Origin of the sequence: Trichocoleus desertorum AS-A10 (assembly GCF_039962155.1) — a bacterium.
Taxonomy (GTDB): Bacteria; Cyanobacteriota; Cyanobacteriia; order FACHB-46; family FACHB-46; genus Trichocoleus.
Genome location: NZ_JAMPKN010000066.1, coordinates 1 through 14,881, shown reverse-complemented (window position 1 = coordinate 14,881; position 14,881 = coordinate 1). Strand labels below are relative to the sequence as shown.

Here is a 14,881-nt window from a genome sequence, read left to right as displayed (position 1 = left end):
GAACGTCTTGCTCGTGGTGCCATCGTTATTCCCTATGAAGTAGCACCAAACTAGCAGATCTCTAGCACTAAAGCTTTTAATTGCGCCTAGAAGCTGAGAGATGCGATCGCCCCTTCCAGCTGCAACTCCGACACCTCCAGATACCGTTGAAGCGCCTGCAAACTACGATGTCCGGATATCTCCTGAATCACCCGCAGCGGCACTCCTGCACTGCTCATCTGGGTTAGAGCCGTTCGTCTAAAACTATGTGTACTCACTCCCACTAGTCCCAAGCGATCGCACGTCTCCCGCAGAATCTCATTTGCTGACTTTGAAATTCCTTGATGGAGCTGATGCATTCTATAGCTAGTTGTTGTGAGTAAGCCGCTGCCACTGAACGCCATTACTTTTGCTGAGCACCATGACGCTTGAGCAACTCAATGATGACAGCAAGATTGGTTGAACGCTCTTCTTTGCCCTCGCTGTTAGAGCCAGGGCGCTGAAGAAACCCCAGTGATTGAGTCGCATAAAAAAGAGGTGTCTGTCCTAAAACATCTTTAGCATTGCTGTCTGACCCTTGGGCAAGCAACGTTTCTACCAGTGCAGGGCTATCACCCTGTCTAGCGGCAATATTTAAGGGTGTACGATCGCAATCATTTTTGGCTGCAACGTCTGCACCTTTGGCAATCAATACTTCTGCAACTGAAGGTTGACCATAGTAAGCGGCTAAGTGCAGGGGAGATGTTCCCGACACGTCTACCGCGTAGCGATCACAGATAAATCGATTGATGAGATTCCCACTTCTTTTGCTATTGACCTCCGCACCTTTGGCAATCAGCAACTCTGCGATCGCTCGTCGGTCTGCTGCATTCTCTCGATAATGCCACATTGCAATTGCATGTAATGGGGTGACACCAAAACGGTTCTTCACGTTAACATCAGCACCTCTGACCACCAAAAGTTCTGCAACTTCGCGATTCTGCCGACTCGATACGATAGTTTTGTCTCTATCGATTGCCAACAAAGCCAGTGTCAGCGGCGGTGACTTTTGGTCTCGGTCCCAGCGAGTTCCGTTAATCTTTGCCCCTCGGTTAAGCAACATCTGTGCAACTTCCCGGTTGCCATACCAAGCAGCACAACCGAGGAGGGAGACGGAGGTAGGCCCATCTAAATCAGTGGAACTAGCGTCAATGGCGTTGGGATTGCCGCCTTGATCTAGATAGTTTTTGACTGGATCAGCATTTCGAGCTTTTATTGCCTCACACAGCCCTGGCAGAGCAATCCCCAGTAAAGTCCTGGCTGGAGCAGGAATAGAGTCTCCCAGCATTGCAAACAGGATGATAAAGCGAACCAGCCAAACACTGAAAGCTGTTAGACCCACAATATTGGCAACCCGCCAAATGTGGGGCAAGGTTTTTCGCACCGAGGACGAAGGCTCCATTAGCGGACTCATAACAAATGAAGATAACTGGCTGCCTAGGGACAACTACACACTATTCTGAAATATTCCGCAACTGAGGAGTTAACTGAGGAGCATTGATGGCTATATGGTCGGCCTCTCAGCATCTAGGCGATCGCTCCACTTCAGCCTAGAACCCTTAAAACTGTCGCGACTGAAAGAGTAATTCTCTCGTTGTTCTATTGCATTCTCTGCAACTAATCCACCAGAAGCCGAATGCATTAGAAACTGAGAGCTCAACAATTACCTGAAGTAATCTTAGTTTCTTCAGGTAGCAAGCGCAAAGCATTGACACACCGTTGTTACATCCCAACGGGAAGAGGCAGTTAATCCCAGCTTATCGATTGCTTCCTTCCTAAAATGGCTGGAACCCTGATTCTGTCGTCAACCGATAAGTTTTACTTAATTCGTTAACATCGTTTACGTTTACCACGGGCGATCCTAGTGTTTTGATCACGACCTTTCACTCCCCTCCGCCCATCCAAGTTTTAAGAAGGATCAAGTAGCGCGATAAAAAATATTATTGGGTTTATATTTAACAACTATAAGCTGAAGTATTTGACAAAAAGATAGATACATCCTACGTGGATGGAAAAGTCAAAGTTTGAGAACAGTGAGGAGTATTACTTTGCTGACTTTACTATCTAACTTATGACAATTGAAAAATGAAAACACAAATAAAAGACGTACCGTTCTTGGCGATCGCGTTTCGATCTCAACTTAATCGACTCGGCTTGAGTTTGTCAAAGAGAATTAAAAAAAGCTTGGTAATGGTAGCGATCGCTGCTGTTATCGTCTTGGCTGGACATACCGTAGCAGCTCAGCTAGAGCCACCTGAACAACCGCAGTCGCTAGCCTCGCTCAAAAGTGTACCGATCCCAGAGCCGGATAATCTCGGACAATTTGTTAAGAATAAAACAGCTGCGATCGCTTTAGGAAAAGCTCTTTTTTGGGAGATGCAGGTAGGAAGCGATGGTTTCCAGTCTTGTGCTAGTTGCCACTTCCATGCAGGAGTTGACAACAGAGCAAAAAATCAGCTCCACCCAGGACCATCGACAAATTTCAGTTCAGGAACTGGACCTAATTACACGCTGAAACCAGAAGATTACCCATTCCACAAGCTGCAAAACCCAGATGATCGTTCCTCGACCGTTTTAGCTGACAATGACGACATTACTGGTTCTCAGGGTGTCGATCTGACCAAATTCAACGACATCATTCCCGGTAGCGCTGTAGACAATGTAACGGTGCAGCCAGATCCAGTTTTCAATGTCAACGGCATCAACGTCCGTCAGGTAACAGGTCGCAACGCACCCAGTACAATTAATGCGGTGTTCAACTTCCGCAACTTCTGGGATGGAAGGGCGCAAAATGATTTTAACGGCGTCAATCCCTTTGGATCGAGGGACAAAAATGCCTTTCTGTATAAAGCACCCACAAAACAGTCTTCGCTACAGCAAGTAAAAGTCAGCCTTAAGAATTCCTCTCTAGCATCGCAGGCGGTAGGCCCGCCCCTCAGCGATGTTGAGGAATCTGGTAGTGGTCGTGTTTTCCCCGATATCGGTCAGAAGTTTAATCGAGTCAAGAGCAAGAAGATTCCTAGAGAAACGGGTAAAAAGCTAAAGGTCTTACGTCCCCTGGCAAAGCAACTTGTGCATCCTGAAGACAGCGTTCTCGGTAAATATAGCAACTGGCCGAAACCAGGTCTCAAGCAGAAGAACTACCAAACTATGGTTCAAGATGCCTTTAAGCCAGAGTGGTGGAACTCTCAGCAGGTTATCAAAGTTGGTGCTGATGGTAGCCGGATCTTCAAACAACCGCAGGGAGCTTTAGCTACCGACGAATTTACGCTGATGGATTACAACTTCTCGCTGTTTATGGGACTTTCCATTCAGCTGTATGAATCAACGCTAGTTTCCGATAATACGCCTTTCGACCAGTATATGGAAGGAAGTAGTAATGCTTTAACTGCTCAGCAGAAGCGAGGTAAAGAGCTATTTGAGGGTAAAGCTAAGTGCGTTAATTGTCATGGTGGCGCTGAGTTCACCAACGCTTCTGTCAGAAACGTGCGAAACGAACGACTCGAACGTATGGTGATGGGCGATAACGGTGTTGCTGTTTATGACAACGGCTTTTACAACATTGGTGTCAGACCTACCCAGGAAGATTTAGGCGTGGGTGGGAAAGATCCTTTTGGAAACCCGCTTTCAGAGTCGCGATTGGCTCAGAATGGAAAGTTCAACGATCCCAATTTGAGGCCGCCGATTAGTGCGACTGAAAGAGTAGCTGTCGATGGAGCCTTTAAAACACCCGGACTGCGGAATATAGCGCTTACAGCTCCTTACTTTCATAATGGTGGGCAACTAACTCTGCGGCAGGTAGTGGATTTTTACAATCGAGGTGCAGATTTCCACGAAACTAATATCCAAAACTTAGACCCGGATATCGAGAACCTGGGGCTGGATGAACCGGAAAAAGAGGCGCTAGTAGCTTTCATGAACGGTCTAACTGATGCGAGAGTTCGCAATCAGAGCGCACCTTTTGACCATCCGCAATTGTTTATTCCTAACGGACATCCGGGGGATCAAAACTCTGTTACTAATGACGGTTCTGGGAGAGCAACGACTGCTTTGTTGGAACTTCCAGCGGTTGGGCGGAATGGTGGCGCTCCTCTAGCGAGTTTTCTGGAAAGTTCTGCCCCCGCCCCTGAAGGTGCAGTTCCCGCTGTTCAATCAACTTCTAATCCGCTTGAGGGGAGCATAACTCAGCAGGACTGTCCTACTAACTCTACTCTGCAATTTATAGCTGGCGGGTATGTTTGTGTGAGTAAGTAAATGAATAGAAAAGTCCTCCACCTAAGTTAGCACCCAGCAGTAGTGCCCGACTCAAATCTCGCAGGCGCAAACGAAGCACCCGGAAAGTTTGCGCCTGCGAGATTTGCCCTTTCTAGGTTGCCCCCAATTAAATTGACGCCATTAAAGTCTCTTTCCCCTACTGCATGCCGTCGAAGCGCTTGCAAACTACATTTCCCAGATAATCTCTTGAATGACTCGCAATGCTCCCCCGGGCTACTTATCCGGGTCAGAGCAGTGCTTCTAAAGCTGTGGGTACTAACTTCCACCAACCCCAAGCGATTGCGATCGTTGAATCCGGACTCAGCCATCAAGGACTATCAGAAAAGGGGTATAAATTGACGGGGCTGAAACAACCTTAAATCAGGGTGGGAGTTTTAAGTCAAAGCCCTATCAAAAAAAGGACCTTTTTTGATAGCTTTGCAGCATGAACAAAACAGTTTGCGCTCTCTACTTACGAGTCTCAACAACTGACAAAGGGCAAGACACTGACAACCAGCTTTTGCAACTCCAAGAATTTTGCGATCGCCAAGGTTGGCAGATTGCTAACATCTACCTTGACCGCGAATCTGGCCGAAAGGGGAAGCGTGAGCGTGGTGACTTCAGCCGCATGTTTGAGGATGCAGGTAAGCGAAAGTTTGATGTATTGGTATTTTGGTCACTTGATCGCTTCAGTCGCGAAGGCATCCGTAAGACGATCGCTTACCTCCAGCAGCTCAGCAATTTAGACTGTAGATTCAAGAGCTACACTGAACCGCTGCTTGATACCGAGAATGAATTGGTGGCTCACATTGTGGCCGGAGTGCTGGCCTACCTCGCTCAACAAGAAGCAATCCGCATTTCAGAACGAACTAAGGCAGGATTGCAGCGAGTGCGATCGCAGGGGAAAGTTCTAGGTCGTCCCGATGGCTTTGAACGATGGAAAGGCCAACTAGCCGAACTGCAAGCCGCTGGCTACTCGCAAGGGCGGATAGCTCGTGAAACGGGGCTGTCCTATAACACTGTAAAAAGCTATCTAGTGAGACTAGAACTACCTCATTACTCCGCTCAGAGCTGATGATTTTAGCTCTCGGAGCTTTTTTCAATTGCGGTGTACGCAATGCATCAACGATAGAATGAGAATTTCAGGCTTCAAAAACACCCAAGATTACGCTTGTAGTATAGGCATTCTTTAAATTTTTTAGACCGGAATTAGTCCAATCTGTTGTAGTACGGGTGGATTTTGGCCGTCTAAACGGAAAAGTACAAAAGGTTTTAGCCTAATTATTTGAAATAGGGTAGTTAGGCCGAAGCTTTTTGTCTAAATTAATAGTTATATGGCCGAGGATCTGTGAAGACATAGACTTAGGTTTTGGCAAAAGTTCTACATCAGGTTAACGTCGTACCTTTCGATGGCTGAAGATTTTTCTGCTACTCAAAAACTTGGCTGTGATAAGTATGCGATAGACAACTGTATTCTTGTTAAAGCATCCGTTGAAGCTGTCAATGTTGTTGTCCAGCAATATTTTAAGCTTGAGTTGCAATCTCAATGCAAACTTGCTGATTATGTTGCTGCTAATGATGCTTCATGGAGCGAGGTTGAGCGACAACGACAAGTTAGGAAATCAAGACCTGATAAATCATTACCTCCAGTACTGTGGGTAGTTCCGTTCTGGCGATATCTCAACCACCAATGGACTATTCTGCCCCTTCCAGGTACCGAGGATTTGCTTGCTATTGCATTAGCTCTGCTCTTGAATACTGACAGCATTACCTTTCATGACTCTCACCATGCTTCTTTCAATGAATTCAAGGTTTTCCGCAAGGACCAACTTATTGAACATTATTTGTTTGGATTAGAGTGTGGAAAAGACTTTAAGAATGATTGGGATATTAAGATAGAAGTCTCTGAATTTGATGATTGGAGCAACTGCGAACACCGATTCAAAAGCTCTATCAGGCAAGTTACCGAAGCAGAATTAATATCAGCATTTTTAACAAGGAAACATGACAAAGATAATAGAGGTTTTCTGGATGCCTGTCTTAAATATTACAAGGCCTACATTCCTTTAAGGGAAGAAACGCCTGCTCATTACCACGGTGATTGGAGCTCAGATTTTCAAAAGTGGGATTCAGTAGTAGAGCGGATGGACATGATGATCGTACCGTCCGATTATTCATTCAACTAATTGAGATCCTGTTGATATCTCAGCTATTGAGAATACTTAAAATCCTTGCTAGCACTCAACTTTAGACTAAAAATTCCTGCCTTGGGGTTGTAGGGGTCAGAAGCTCAAAAGTTGGGGGATCTCTGCCTGTATTTAGGCAAAGTTTAGGCAAGAAGAGGAAAGCGCTCTCTACAACCTATAACTAGAGAGCGCTCTAGTATTTCCATGAAAGGACTGCAAATCCTTTACCCCCAAATAAGCCTGCAAATATTCGGTCGTTTTATTTACTCCTCCCTTGCCTAAACCAAAATGCAGCTTCCACTACTCAATACCTGTAAATAAACTCGTTTCCAAATCAACGTCTCAATTCTTCCTAAAACAGAATTATTGACAAATGAGTACACCCTTAATGTCATCATTTTTGACTTGTGCTAAACCTTAAAACTTCTAGTGCTCGGGAAACAAAATTAGAGGAAACCCTATTTGTCAGATTGGTGGGACAACCTTTATTGGAAGCGATCGCTAAGGGTGCAGAGAGAGCCAATGCCTGCTAGTTTGTTGCAAAGGGTTACTGACCGAGCGCCTGCGACTCGAAATCGCTGGAACCCTGATTCTGTCGTTGATTGATAAGTTTTAATTAATTTTTGGGCGCTGCTAGGACAGCCTTCAAAAATTCCCTGTCCGGTTTAGAAAAGCCTCGACTTGCATCTTTGCCTGCTCGATCTCCTGGCGAGACTCTGAGGAGCCGGAGTCGAAGACAGCACCATTGAACATTGTGACTCTCAGAGAGTAGCTAGGAGACCCATCACTCCATTCCTGAGTGCGAATGTGAATGCTCCTAATTGATGACAGCGGTAGCACTTGCGTCCGCTGAGGCACGATAGGGGCACGTTCTGAGTAAGTGAAAGTTGAGCGTAGCGCATGGAAGGTCATCTGAGAACTCAGCCCAGCCAATGCGGCAAAAAGGAATAACCCACTCACGGCGATCGCACCGACTGAGACAATGGCAAAGAGCAGGAAAACTGGGTTCCAATAGTCATGCCATTGCACGCGCCACAACAGTTCGTAGGGTGCCAGCAGAGGAATCAGACTCAGCAGGGCCAAGAAAATCCGCTTCCCTACAGGCATGACGGAGATGATATCAACGCGCTCTGCGTGATCTGAAACTTGGATGATCACGTTCTATCCATTGCTCCCACATCTCGGTTTATCCACTTTACTCACGCTTAAGCGCTCAAAGGAACTAGTTCACCAGTGATTGTGAGCCCCAGCTTCATTGGTTGTTGTGGTTGGATTAATTGACCTGTGATCGCGCAGTACTCTTCTTGCTGAGCGATCGCGTCAAAAGTGGCTCGAATATCTGACTGAGACAAAAGCGGAGTCTGGGAAGGCGGTCGTTCCTCCAAAGGCATTAACCGTTGCTCTACAAACCGCCAGAGTACCTCTCGAATCAGGGTTTGATACCCCTGCTCACCAGACAGCTCTCGTAATCGTTCCTTCAGTTCAGCTTCCAGTCAGATACTCGTCACTTGCATTTCCGAAGTGGGACTTGGTCTGCGTGTATCCATACCGAACTGCCTAGTTTCAAAAAGTGGACAAGGTAATACTACAAGCGTAGTATGTAGCTATCCAGATTTGTAATATAAGTAATACAGCCTTCTATGGACCGCACCCTTCTCGCCACCTTATCCAGTGCCCTTGTTCTTCCCCATCGAGGTTGGGGTAGAGCAGCGGTGCTGTTCGGGTGTGAGGGAGCCTATCAATTTAGTGGTGGTAAATCCGCGAGTGAAGGCATTGATGGGATAGTCGCCGGACAACCTAATCCGGAGCAATTTACTAGCAGCGGGAGGTGCGGGTTTAGCCTGACACCGATATAGGAATAACAGCGCATCAGCTTCCTTTACCCCCACTGCTGTTGACCAGGAGCGGGGGTTGTTTTTTGAGGAGTGAACTTTATGCAGACTGAGCAGCGACAAAAGATTCCAATACTACACAACCAGGTCGTAGTCTTCTCCAAGAACTACCTCCCTTTGGCACGCATCAATATCAAGCGGGCCATTGTGCTTCTCGTGACGGGACAGGCAGAATCACCAGAGTTCAGCAGTGTTCAGACCTGGGAAGTGCGCTCTCCCAGGGTTGTACTACAAGTGCCGGAGCACATCCGGTTGACCAGCGGCAATCCAGAGCGGCAGTGGAAGCTACCACCTGTGAATCGTCGCGAAGTCTTCCGTCGCGATCATCATGCCTGCCAGTACTGCGGCAGTACCAAGCGTCTCACCTTGGAGCACGTCATTCCTCGTTCCAAAGGTGGTACCCATACCTGGGACAACGTAGTGGCTGCGTGCGAGAAGTGCAATTCAGCTAAGGGCGATCGCCAGCGGGTAATGATCTCCCCAGAACTGGCGATCGCTCAGCGGGTTGTTCTCGCCATGCGCCTAGGGCAGTTTCTCCAAGTCGAGCCTGGTCATGCCTCCTTTCTCTTATCTGCTGATGTTCCTGAACTGGAGCAGTTAGAGCTGTCACTACGTCAAGAGTGCCCTGGAAGAGTCAATATCATTCCAGTCGATGACGAGTTTGTAGAAGTCAGCCTGAGTGGTAGTTGGATTGCTGAGAGTAAGGAAGCTCATGAAGGGATGTTCCTATCTGTAATGGGCGATCGCGTTGAACTCCTCCTCTACAAGCTGTGGCAGATGAGTGAAGCACACGTTTCTCCTCTGGCCTAGGAACTACAAACCAGCCAGAGAGGACAATCCAAGCATTCTTTTCACTATTGCTCTCTCATTTCTCAAAAAAAGTTGTAGTATCCCCTTGACATTTTGTAGTACGTTGTATTACAACTGCAGTATGAGATGAGACACAAAGGAGCGAATCCAATGGCTGCTCACTCCCTTCAAAAAACAGGTCTTCTCCCGAAGCTTTCAGAACACTGGAAAACACATTCTCCACGTACTTCTGCATCTCTTCGAGACGAGCAACTCAATCAGGGAAGTCAATCTAACCATTCAACTAAACAGACTCAAGCACTCCGTCATCTGGAGCAGATCTACCATCTAGAACGGCGTTGCTTTCTCTAACTCCTGCTGCAATCAGCAATTCTGCACCTTGACAACTGAATCGCCACCTTTGGGAATGTAGCTTAGTCCGGCTCAAAGCAGTCGCCTGTCCAGCGAAAGATCGTCGGTTCGAATCCGATCATTCCCGCCTTGTAGCATCGTGGACGACTAAAGAAGTCGCTCTGGTTCTCAGTCAGAGAGAAGCGGGTGCAATTCCCGTCGATGCTTCCAATGAGGATGTAGCTAAAACGGACAGAGCACTTGTTTCCGATGCAAGCGGTTACAGGTTCAATTCCTGTCATCCTCGCTCGTGGGGACGCGATCGGCATCACCTGCTCCGAAACCAACAAACGGACGGTTGCAGGATTGGGGTTCGATTCCCCTCGTCTCCACCAAATCTCCAGGTCGCCAAGTGGGAAGGCGTTGGTCTGCAAAACCAACTATCCGTGGGTTTCTCCAAAGGAGACGCTTCGCGAACGATTCCCACCCTGGAGTCCACCTGTTGCAGTGTCACCTAACGGTAAGGTACTCAGCTCATAACTGAGGATATGTGGGTTCGACTCCCGCCGCTGCGACCAATACACAGATGGTGTAACGGCAGCACCAGGGTCTCCAAAGCCTTTGGTCCGGGTTCAAATCCTGGTCTGTGCGTTGTCGTGCCCTCATCGAAAAAGCTTACATACTCGCCAAATGGTAAGGCAACTGTCTCCTAAACAGTGAACTACAGGTTCGATCCCTGTGTGTGCAACAACAGCTTTTTCAACTTGCACGGCATCAATGGTGCAGAAGCGAAGTGGTCGAGCGGCACGTCTTTCAAGCGTGTGACTAGCGGGTACCCTTCGGGAAGCGAGCTACGAGTCCCGTCTGCACTGCCACATGGAGAGTAAACCGATCAGGCGATCGGCGCTGTTTGCTAAACAGATGGATGCACAATTGTGGTTCGAGTCCACTGCTCTCCGCCTCATAAGAACGTGGTGTAACTGGATAACACATCGGTCTACGAAACCGAAGAGTGAAGGTTCAACTCCTTCCGTTCTTGCCACTCATGGAGGATACCGCTAAGTGGTCGGCAACTGGTCTTGTAGCTTGCTTCCCGTAGGGTAAACCAGGGTAGTCCTTGACTAGGGGTTCGATTCCTCTATCCTCCGCCTCAATGGGAAGTTGGTGAAGCTGGTGCTCACGTGCCGCTGAAGACGGCGAGAAGGCAGTTCGATCCTGTCACTTCCCACTCGTTGCCCTATAGCTCAATGGCTGAGCGGCCCGCTGTTAACGGGAAGGTTGTAGGTTCAAGTCCTACTGGGGCAGCCATTCATTGCCGAGTGGACGACACGGAAAGTCGCTGTGACTCTGAATCACGGAGATGCTGGTTCAACTCCAGCCTCGGCATCCCATCGCGATCGCTCGTGGTCGCACAATTCATTGCCCTGTGGTGTAACTGGCAACATCTCGCTCTTTGAAAGCGAAGTTTCTAGGTTCGAATCCTAGCGGGGCAGTTGGAAGGTAAACAGTCGCCTGGATCAATCCTCTGTGCCCCTTCTATCTCTCACTCCTGTGGCCCAATCGGTAGAGGCGGCTGTCTCAAACCCAGTCAATGTGCAGGTTCAAATCCTGTCAGGAGTACCAACTTGCTGCTGTAGCCCAACTGGAAGAGGTGCTGGTTTTAGAAACCAGAGGTTGTGGGTTCAAATCCCACTAGCAGTACCAACTATCGGGATGTAATTCAGTGGTCAGAAGCCTTGGTTTGGGGCCAAGGAGTCGTGGGTTCAAATCCTACCATCCCGACCATTTGCTCCTGTGGCGAAAGGGAAGACGCTCTAGACCGAGGATCTAGTTTTTGTGGGTTCGATTCCCACCGGGAGTACCAAGCACCGAAGGCGGAAGTGATCGACGCACCCACCCGATAAGTTGGTCATTAGCAAGTTTGAGTCTTGCTCGGTGTACCAATTCTTGTGGGTCGTAAAGCCCTTTGGGCATAGAAGAAAGGCAGAGCGGATATGCAGCCGCCTTTTAAGCGGAGAGATCCAGGTTCAACTCCTGGGCGACCTACCAAATATTCGGGTTGTTAGCTCAGTCGGTAGAGCAGCTGCCTCTTAAGCGGAAGCGCATAGGTTCAAGCCCTATACAACCCACCAAAAAATGCCTCTGTGATGCAATCGGTAGACATCGCTTGCTTAAACCAAGTGTGTTACAGGTTCGACTCCTGTCAGGGGCATGCGGGGATGGAGCAACGTCGGCTCGAAAGGCTCATAACCTTTACATCAGTGGGTTCAACTCCCACCCCCGTCACCCAATGCTGGTGTGGCTCAACGGCAGAGCAACTGTCTTGTAAACAGTAGGTTGCAGGTTCAACTCCTGTCACCAGCTCCACTTGTTTCATTCAATTTTGCGATCGTGGTGTAACGGACAAGCATGTTAGGTTTCCACCCTCTCGGTACGAGTTCGAATCTCGTCGGTCGCTCCAATCTTGAATCCTGCGAATGTGGTGTAAGGGCTAACACCGGAGTATGCCAATCTCTAGATGCGAGTTCGACTCTCGCCATTCGCTCTCGTAGCCCTGTAGCTCAACGGTGGAGCATTTGTCCTACAAACAGAGGGCTGTAGGTTCGAATCCTATCAGGACTACCAATCATGGGAGTGTCGCCTAACGGATAAAGCAACTGTCTTCTAAACAGTTTCATGCAGGTAATGCCTTCGGCAACGCTACGCGAACGACTCCTGCCATTCCTGCCAAACTTGGGACCATAGCTCAACTGGCTAGAGCATCCGCCTTGCAAGCGGAAGGTTAGGGGTTCGACTCCCCTTGGCTCCACTGTGACTGTTGGCGAAGCCGCTCCCTTCGGAGCTACCCGAAGTGGTGGAGGGGCTGGTTTGTGACACCAGTGTTAGCGAGTACCCTTCGGGAAGCAAGCTACGACTCTCGTCAGTCACCCCACATTAAAGCGGCGATCGCCCTATACTCTTATCTATCCACATCTAGACCGAAGTAGCTTATCTCATCCAACTCTTTCGGGTCACTCGACTTTTATGTCTTGTATGTTCCGTGCTACCGGATTTGACTTTGCTGTAGACAAGTTTTTGCAGCAAAGTACCTTGATTCCTGACAGCGTTTGGCATAGAGGTGAGCACAGGTTAGCCAAACGGGTTCACGAGGGGTCTGGGTTTTCAATGGTTGCGAGTCAAGCTGACATGAGTAACCCACAACAGCAAGTAGAGGATGCGATCGCTTTCCTCAAGGCTAACCAAGTTGAGCTAGAGCAGCTACAGAACTTTCCAGGTGTTGAGAGGATATGCTTGGACTTTGGGATAGAAGATCGAGATGTAGCAGTTCAGTGTGACTACTTCCCCCCTGAGTTGCTACGACTGGCGGGCAATTTGAACATTGGGATTGAGGTGACACGCTATCTCCAGGCTGATGAGTAATCGACACCAGCCAAACTAGATGTTTTACCGGATTGCGGGTCGCCTTTGTACGTTAGCCAGCCAGCTTTATCAGTAACCACTGACTCAACCTATGAAGTACGAAGCTATCTATGCAGTTATTTGAAGAGTCAAGTTTGAACGAAGTCAAGAATAAGGCTTTTCTCACTTATGTAGAGTGGGGGCCGAAGTTGCTGACTTCAAGAGAGCAGCGTTTATCCGAGGAATTTCCAGAGGTTGCTGCGGATGTTAGGGCCACTTGGATTGAAGAGTTTAAGAGTGTAAACAGTGAAATCTGGAAAGTAGCAGAAGAAGGTGGTCCGAAGAGTTATACGTATGAGACTTTTGCAAAGCGTATGAGTACTTCCTTTCCATTTATGAATCAAGTAGCTCTGGAAAGGGCATGGTTTCTCGTAGGCTATTTCGCTTGGCGTGAAGGCTATCGATGAGTAAGCCTAACCTAACAAGCCGCTCAACTGCACATACAATGAGCAAACCCATTAGCAATCGAGGGGTACACAATTACTCAACGATAGAATGAGGGTTTCAGGCTTCAAAAACACTCAGGATTACGTTTGTAGTATGAGTGTTTTCAGATTCTTTAGGCCAGAATACTATACTTGCATGTCCTCCAATGTTTGTCCGGTACCTAAGGCATCGGCATATTAAATCACTAGTCATCATTCCATGAATTATCTTATCTGTTGGGCACTTGGGTTTAGCACCTTATGGGTCGGTCTGAAGCTATTTGACGATGAGGTGATTCTGATTGTCTCTATTTTTGTCGGTATAGGTTTCATCCTGGCTGGGCTGATTGCGGCTCCGTCGCCGCTGCAAATTCCGATTGAAATCGCATCAGTGATCGCTTTGTTCAATGTTTGTATGCAGTGTATTCAACGGGGCGATCGCTCTTAAGCGCTCTCTACAACCTATAGCTCGAGAGCGTTCATTATTTTTAGGGAAGGTCTGCGAATCCTCTACTCCCGCTTCAACCAAACAAACAAATGAACCTTTAGTTGACACCCTTGTCCTCTAGGCCAGTGGCGATCGCCTCAATCTTCATCTCTAGTTGTTCTAGGGGCAATGTTGTACATCTGTTGATGGCACTTTTTACACCAATAACCCAAACTCATGCCGATTAATATACAAACCAATGACAGCATCATGAACGGCTTCAGATTTCGAGAAGCAAATCGTTCTCCGTGCCAGTCGCTTAATCCGAGTTCTCCAAGTCAAATGTTTCCGTTCAATCTTCTGGGTATTGGCTTTACCCACTTGGTGCAGAACTGAATCTAAATGTCGTTCATAGGCACCCCATCTCAGGGGGTAACAAGAAGGCTAGAACAAAGACTGGAGGCGGAAAGCAGAGCGTAAACCTTGCTGAAGATACATTTGCTTATTGCCACTGAGCTGTATCCAAGACTCTACCCAATCGGTGGCTAAATCCATCCCTTCTAACCAGGCTTCCGGAGATAAACCTATCCAAAAATCGCTATGTCTGCAACGCATTCTTCGTCCTTCTTTAGCTCGACAAATATAGCTGGCTAAGCCTTGAACACGAACTTCATGTCCAGCATTTTTTCAAGTAGGCTTGTGGTCAAGTAGCAAGCCTATTTTTTTAACTAGTAGCTCTATCCCTTGCTACACATCTGCTTCAAGCTTCCTGTTACCCCCTGAGGAAGCATAAGCTTATTCTGCTACGTAGTTTGAATCTCTTTGGGTTCATTCCCCGCCCCACGGGGCGGACTAACTGCCGGGGCTAGCCCCGTGGGTTCATACCTTTGATTAAACCACACGACCGCCTATCAGAGTAAGACGCTATTTAGTGTTATAGCTTTACGGACTTACCTTAGGACATTGTTTGAAAGCATTATCCACACAATCCCGAAAGTTGGCAAACTCATCCCATCGCTGTCGCAGCCAATTCTTGAGCACAAACCACCAATGCTCAATCGGGTTCAAGTCCGGGGAATA

General features: G+C 47.9%; 17 protein-coding genes, 26 tRNA genes and 1 pseudogene. 36 read left to right on the top strand and 8 right to left on the bottom strand.

Going from position 1 to position 14,881, the window contains the following annotated elements:
* Positions 1–86 precede the first annotated feature (86 nt).
* Positions 87–338, bottom strand: coding sequence for a tyrosine-type recombinase/integrase (locus NDA01_RS29145; RefSeq protein WP_431193566.1), 252 nt, complete (start codon positions 336–338; stop codon positions 87–89).
* A gap of 44 nt (positions 339–382) precedes the next feature.
* Positions 383–1,420 carry an ankyrin repeat domain-containing protein gene (locus NDA01_RS29140; protein WP_348230752.1) on the bottom strand — a complete coding sequence of 346 codons (1,038 nt, stop codon included), beginning with the start codon at positions 1,418–1,420 and terminating at the stop codon, positions 383–385.
* 683 nt (positions 1,421–2,103) lie between these two features.
* Here NDA01_RS29140 and NDA01_RS29135 point away from each other — a divergent pair.
* Complete coding sequence (locus tag NDA01_RS29135; protein WP_348230751.1) at positions 2,104–4,272, top strand: cytochrome-c peroxidase; 2,169 nt, start codon at positions 2,104–2,106, stop codon at positions 4,270–4,272.
* Between the two features lie 26 nt (positions 4,273–4,298).
* Here NDA01_RS29135 and NDA01_RS29130 read toward each other — a convergent pair whose 3' ends face one another.
* Positions 4,299–4,559 (bottom strand): pentapeptide repeat-containing protein, encoded by a 261-nt coding sequence (locus tag NDA01_RS29130; RefSeq protein ID WP_348230756.1) that lies wholly within the window; start codon positions 4,557–4,559, stop codon positions 4,299–4,301.
* Between NDA01_RS29130 and NDA01_RS29125 the strand changes: the two genes are divergently transcribed.
* From NDA01_RS29125 to NDA01_RS29110, 4 genes are all read left to right on the top strand, one after another.
* Positions 4,494–4,652 (top strand): hypothetical protein, encoded by a 159-nt coding sequence (locus NDA01_RS29125; protein ID WP_348230757.1) that lies wholly within the window; start codon positions 4,494–4,496, stop codon positions 4,650–4,652. The two genes, NDA01_RS29130 and NDA01_RS29125, sit on opposite strands and share 66 nt — an antisense overlap.
* A gap of 65 nt (positions 4,653–4,717) precedes the next feature.
* Positions 4,718–5,347 carry a recombinase family protein gene (locus tag NDA01_RS29120; protein WP_348230750.1) on the top strand — a complete coding sequence of 210 codons (630 nt, stop codon included), beginning with the start codon at positions 4,718–4,720 and terminating at the stop codon, positions 5,345–5,347.
* Positions 5,348–5,681: 334 nt separating this feature from the next.
* Positions 5,682–6,458 (top strand): hypothetical protein, encoded by a 777-nt coding sequence (locus tag NDA01_RS29115; RefSeq protein ID WP_348230749.1) that lies wholly within the window; start codon positions 5,682–5,684, stop codon positions 6,456–6,458.
* Positions 6,459–6,920: 462 nt separating this feature from the next.
* Positions 6,921–7,064: a hypothetical protein gene (locus NDA01_RS29110; protein ID WP_348230748.1), complete on the top strand. Its 144-nt coding sequence runs from the start codon at positions 6,921–6,923 to the stop codon at positions 7,062–7,064.
* Between the two features lie 39 nt (positions 7,065–7,103).
* On the opposite strand, the gene NDA01_RS29105 is transcribed toward NDA01_RS29110, so the two are convergent.
* Complete coding sequence (locus NDA01_RS29105) at positions 7,104–7,616, bottom strand: hypothetical protein (RefSeq protein ID WP_348230747.1); 513 nt, start codon at positions 7,614–7,616, stop codon at positions 7,104–7,106.
* 47 nt (positions 7,617–7,663) lie between these two features.
* The gene (locus NDA01_RS32130) at positions 7,664–7,849 is read right to left on the bottom strand and encodes a hypothetical protein (protein ID WP_431193565.1); all 186 of its coding nucleotides are present in this window, start codon (positions 7,847–7,849) and stop codon (positions 7,664–7,666) included.
* Between the two features lie 249 nt (positions 7,850–8,098).
* Between NDA01_RS32130 and NDA01_RS29095 the strand changes: the two genes are divergently transcribed.
* From NDA01_RS29095 to NDA01_RS28940, 31 genes are all read left to right on the top strand, one after another.
* A complete protein-coding gene (locus NDA01_RS29095) occupies positions 8,099–8,314 on the top strand; it encodes a hypothetical protein (protein WP_348230746.1) in 216 nt (71 codons plus the stop codon).
* Positions 8,315–8,392: 78 nt separating this feature from the next.
* Positions 8,393–9,160 (top strand): alr0857 family protein, encoded by a 768-nt coding sequence (locus NDA01_RS32125; protein ID WP_431193564.1) that lies wholly within the window; start codon positions 8,393–8,395, stop codon positions 9,158–9,160.
* A gap of 402 nt (positions 9,161–9,562) precedes the next feature.
* Positions 9,563–9,638, top strand: a tRNA-Asp gene (locus NDA01_RS29080).
* An 85-nt stretch (positions 9,639–9,723) separates the two neighbouring features.
* A tRNA-Arg gene (locus tag NDA01_RS29075) sits at positions 9,724–9,797 on the top strand.
* Between the two features lie 91 nt (positions 9,798–9,888).
* Positions 9,889–9,988: transfer RNA gene (locus NDA01_RS29070), tRNA-Cys, on the top strand.
* Positions 9,989–9,993: 5 nt separating this feature from the next.
* Positions 9,994–10,068: transfer RNA gene (locus NDA01_RS29065), tRNA-Ile, on the top strand.
* Between the two features lie 3 nt (positions 10,069–10,071).
* Positions 10,072–10,141, top strand: a tRNA-Trp gene (locus NDA01_RS29060).
* A gap of 25 nt (positions 10,142–10,166) precedes the next feature.
* Positions 10,167–10,238: transfer RNA gene (locus NDA01_RS29055), tRNA-Arg, on the top strand.
* A 31-nt stretch (positions 10,239–10,269) separates the two neighbouring features.
* Positions 10,270–10,365, top strand: a tRNA-Glu gene (locus tag NDA01_RS29050).
* A gap of 90 nt (positions 10,366–10,455) precedes the next feature.
* A tRNA-Arg gene (locus tag NDA01_RS29045) sits at positions 10,456–10,532 on the top strand.
* Positions 10,533–10,537: 5 nt separating this feature from the next.
* Positions 10,538–10,638, top strand: a tRNA-OTHER gene (locus NDA01_RS29040).
* A 7-nt stretch (positions 10,639–10,645) separates the two neighbouring features.
* Positions 10,646–10,718 (top strand) — tRNA-Phe (locus NDA01_RS29035).
* 5 nt (positions 10,719–10,723) lie between these two features.
* Positions 10,724–10,798 (top strand) — tRNA-Asn (locus NDA01_RS29030).
* A 5-nt stretch (positions 10,799–10,803) separates the two neighbouring features.
* Positions 10,804–10,877 (top strand) — tRNA-Gln (locus NDA01_RS29025).
* Between the two features lie 33 nt (positions 10,878–10,910).
* Positions 10,911–10,983, top strand: a tRNA-Gln gene (locus tag NDA01_RS29020).
* A gap of 52 nt (positions 10,984–11,035) precedes the next feature.
* Positions 11,036–11,113, top strand: a tRNA-Leu gene (locus NDA01_RS29015).
* A gap of 4 nt (positions 11,114–11,117) precedes the next feature.
* Positions 11,118–11,194, top strand: a tRNA-Leu gene (locus NDA01_RS29010).
* 5 nt (positions 11,195–11,199) lie between these two features.
* Positions 11,200–11,275, top strand: a tRNA-Pro gene (locus NDA01_RS29005).
* A 3-nt stretch (positions 11,276–11,278) separates the two neighbouring features.
* Positions 11,279–11,354: transfer RNA gene (locus tag NDA01_RS29000), tRNA-Leu, on the top strand.
* Between the two features lie 192 nt (positions 11,355–11,546).
* A tRNA-Lys gene (locus NDA01_RS28995) sits at positions 11,547–11,622 on the top strand.
* A gap of 6 nt (positions 11,623–11,628) precedes the next feature.
* Positions 11,629–11,702: transfer RNA gene (locus NDA01_RS28990), tRNA-Leu, on the top strand.
* Positions 11,703–11,780 (top strand) — tRNA-Met (locus tag NDA01_RS28985).
* 2 nt (positions 11,781–11,782) lie between these two features.
* A tRNA-Thr gene (locus NDA01_RS28980) sits at positions 11,783–11,857 on the top strand.
* An 18-nt stretch (positions 11,858–11,875) separates the two neighbouring features.
* Positions 11,876–11,951, top strand: a tRNA-Gly gene (locus NDA01_RS28975).
* A gap of 12 nt (positions 11,952–11,963) precedes the next feature.
* Positions 11,964–12,035: transfer RNA gene (locus NDA01_RS28970), tRNA-Gly, on the top strand.
* A gap of 5 nt (positions 12,036–12,040) precedes the next feature.
* Positions 12,041–12,115: transfer RNA gene (locus NDA01_RS28965), tRNA-Val, on the top strand.
* 5 nt (positions 12,116–12,120) lie between these two features.
* A tRNA-Arg gene (locus NDA01_RS28960) sits at positions 12,121–12,220 on the top strand.
* A gap of 5 nt (positions 12,221–12,225) precedes the next feature.
* Positions 12,226–12,299, top strand: a tRNA-Ala gene (locus NDA01_RS28955).
* Positions 12,300–12,514: 215 nt separating this feature from the next.
* Positions 12,515–12,910: a DUF4279 domain-containing protein gene (locus tag NDA01_RS28950; protein WP_348230745.1), complete on the top strand. Its 396-nt coding sequence runs from the start codon at positions 12,515–12,517 to the stop codon at positions 12,908–12,910.
* A gap of 110 nt (positions 12,911–13,020) precedes the next feature.
* Positions 13,021–13,356, top strand: coding sequence for a hypothetical protein (locus NDA01_RS28945; protein WP_190441265.1), 336 nt, complete (start codon positions 13,021–13,023; stop codon positions 13,354–13,356).
* 238 nt (positions 13,357–13,594) lie between these two features.
* Positions 13,595–13,822 carry a hypothetical protein gene (locus NDA01_RS28940; protein WP_348230744.1) on the top strand — a complete coding sequence of 76 codons (228 nt, stop codon included), beginning with the start codon at positions 13,595–13,597 and terminating at the stop codon, positions 13,820–13,822.
* Positions 13,823–14,017: 195 nt separating this feature from the next.
* Here the strand turns inward: NDA01_RS28940 and NDA01_RS28935 are convergent.
* The 3 genes and pseudogenes from NDA01_RS28935 to NDA01_RS28925 form a co-directional block, all read right to left on the bottom strand.
* Positions 14,018–14,224: pseudogene (locus tag NDA01_RS28935) on the bottom strand (IS1 family transposase); the annotation flags it as partial.
* Between the two features lie 21 nt (positions 14,225–14,245).
* Entirely contained in the window at positions 14,246–14,416 is a 171-nt protein-coding gene (locus tag NDA01_RS28930; protein WP_348230743.1) for a hypothetical protein, read from the bottom strand.
* Between the two features lie 327 nt (positions 14,417–14,743).
* The coding region (locus tag NDA01_RS28925; protein ID WP_348230753.1) for a transposase at positions 14,744–14,881 on the bottom strand (138 nt) is incomplete at its 5' end.

What these genes read in the sequence shown, in the direction of transcription:
- NDA01_RS29145 (WP_431193566.1), bottom strand. Translation starts at nt 338, where the DNA reads ATGCATCAGCTCCATCAAGGAATTTCAAAGTCAGCAAATGAGATTCTG.
- NDA01_RS29140 (WP_348230752.1), bottom strand. Translation starts at nt 1,420, where the DNA reads ATGGAGCCTTCGTCCTCGGTGCGAAAAACCTTGCCCCACATTTGGCGG.
- NDA01_RS29135 (WP_348230751.1), top strand. Translation starts at nt 2,104, where the DNA reads ATGAAAACACAAATAAAAGACGTACCGTTCTTGGCGATCGCGTTTCGA.
- NDA01_RS29125 (WP_348230757.1), top strand. Translation starts at nt 4,494, where the DNA reads ATGCTCCCCCGGGCTACTTATCCGGGTCAGAGCAGTGCTTCTAAAGCT.
- NDA01_RS29120 (WP_348230750.1), top strand. Translation starts at nt 4,718, where the DNA reads ATGAACAAAACAGTTTGCGCTCTCTACTTACGAGTCTCAACAACTGAC.
- NDA01_RS29115 (WP_348230749.1), top strand. Translation starts at nt 5,682, where the DNA reads ATGGCTGAAGATTTTTCTGCTACTCAAAAACTTGGCTGTGATAAGTAT.
- NDA01_RS32130 (WP_431193565.1), bottom strand. Translation starts at nt 7,849, where the DNA reads ATGCCTTTGGAGGAACGACCGCCTTCCCAGACTCCGCTTTTGTCTCAG.
- NDA01_RS29095 (WP_348230746.1), top strand. Translation starts at nt 8,099, where the DNA reads ATGGACCGCACCCTTCTCGCCACCTTATCCAGTGCCCTTGTTCTTCCC.
- NDA01_RS32125 (WP_431193564.1), top strand. Translation starts at nt 8,393, where the DNA reads ATGCAGACTGAGCAGCGACAAAAGATTCCAATACTACACAACCAGGTC.
- NDA01_RS28950 (WP_348230745.1), top strand. Translation starts at nt 12,515, where the DNA reads ATGTCTTGTATGTTCCGTGCTACCGGATTTGACTTTGCTGTAGACAAG.
- NDA01_RS28945 (WP_190441265.1), top strand. Translation starts at nt 13,021, where the DNA reads ATGCAGTTATTTGAAGAGTCAAGTTTGAACGAAGTCAAGAATAAGGCT.
- NDA01_RS28940 (WP_348230744.1), top strand. Translation starts at nt 13,595, where the DNA reads ATGAATTATCTTATCTGTTGGGCACTTGGGTTTAGCACCTTATGGGTC.
- NDA01_RS28930 (WP_348230743.1), bottom strand. Translation starts at nt 14,416, where the DNA reads ATGCGTTGCAGACATAGCGATTTTTGGATAGGTTTATCTCCGGAAGCC.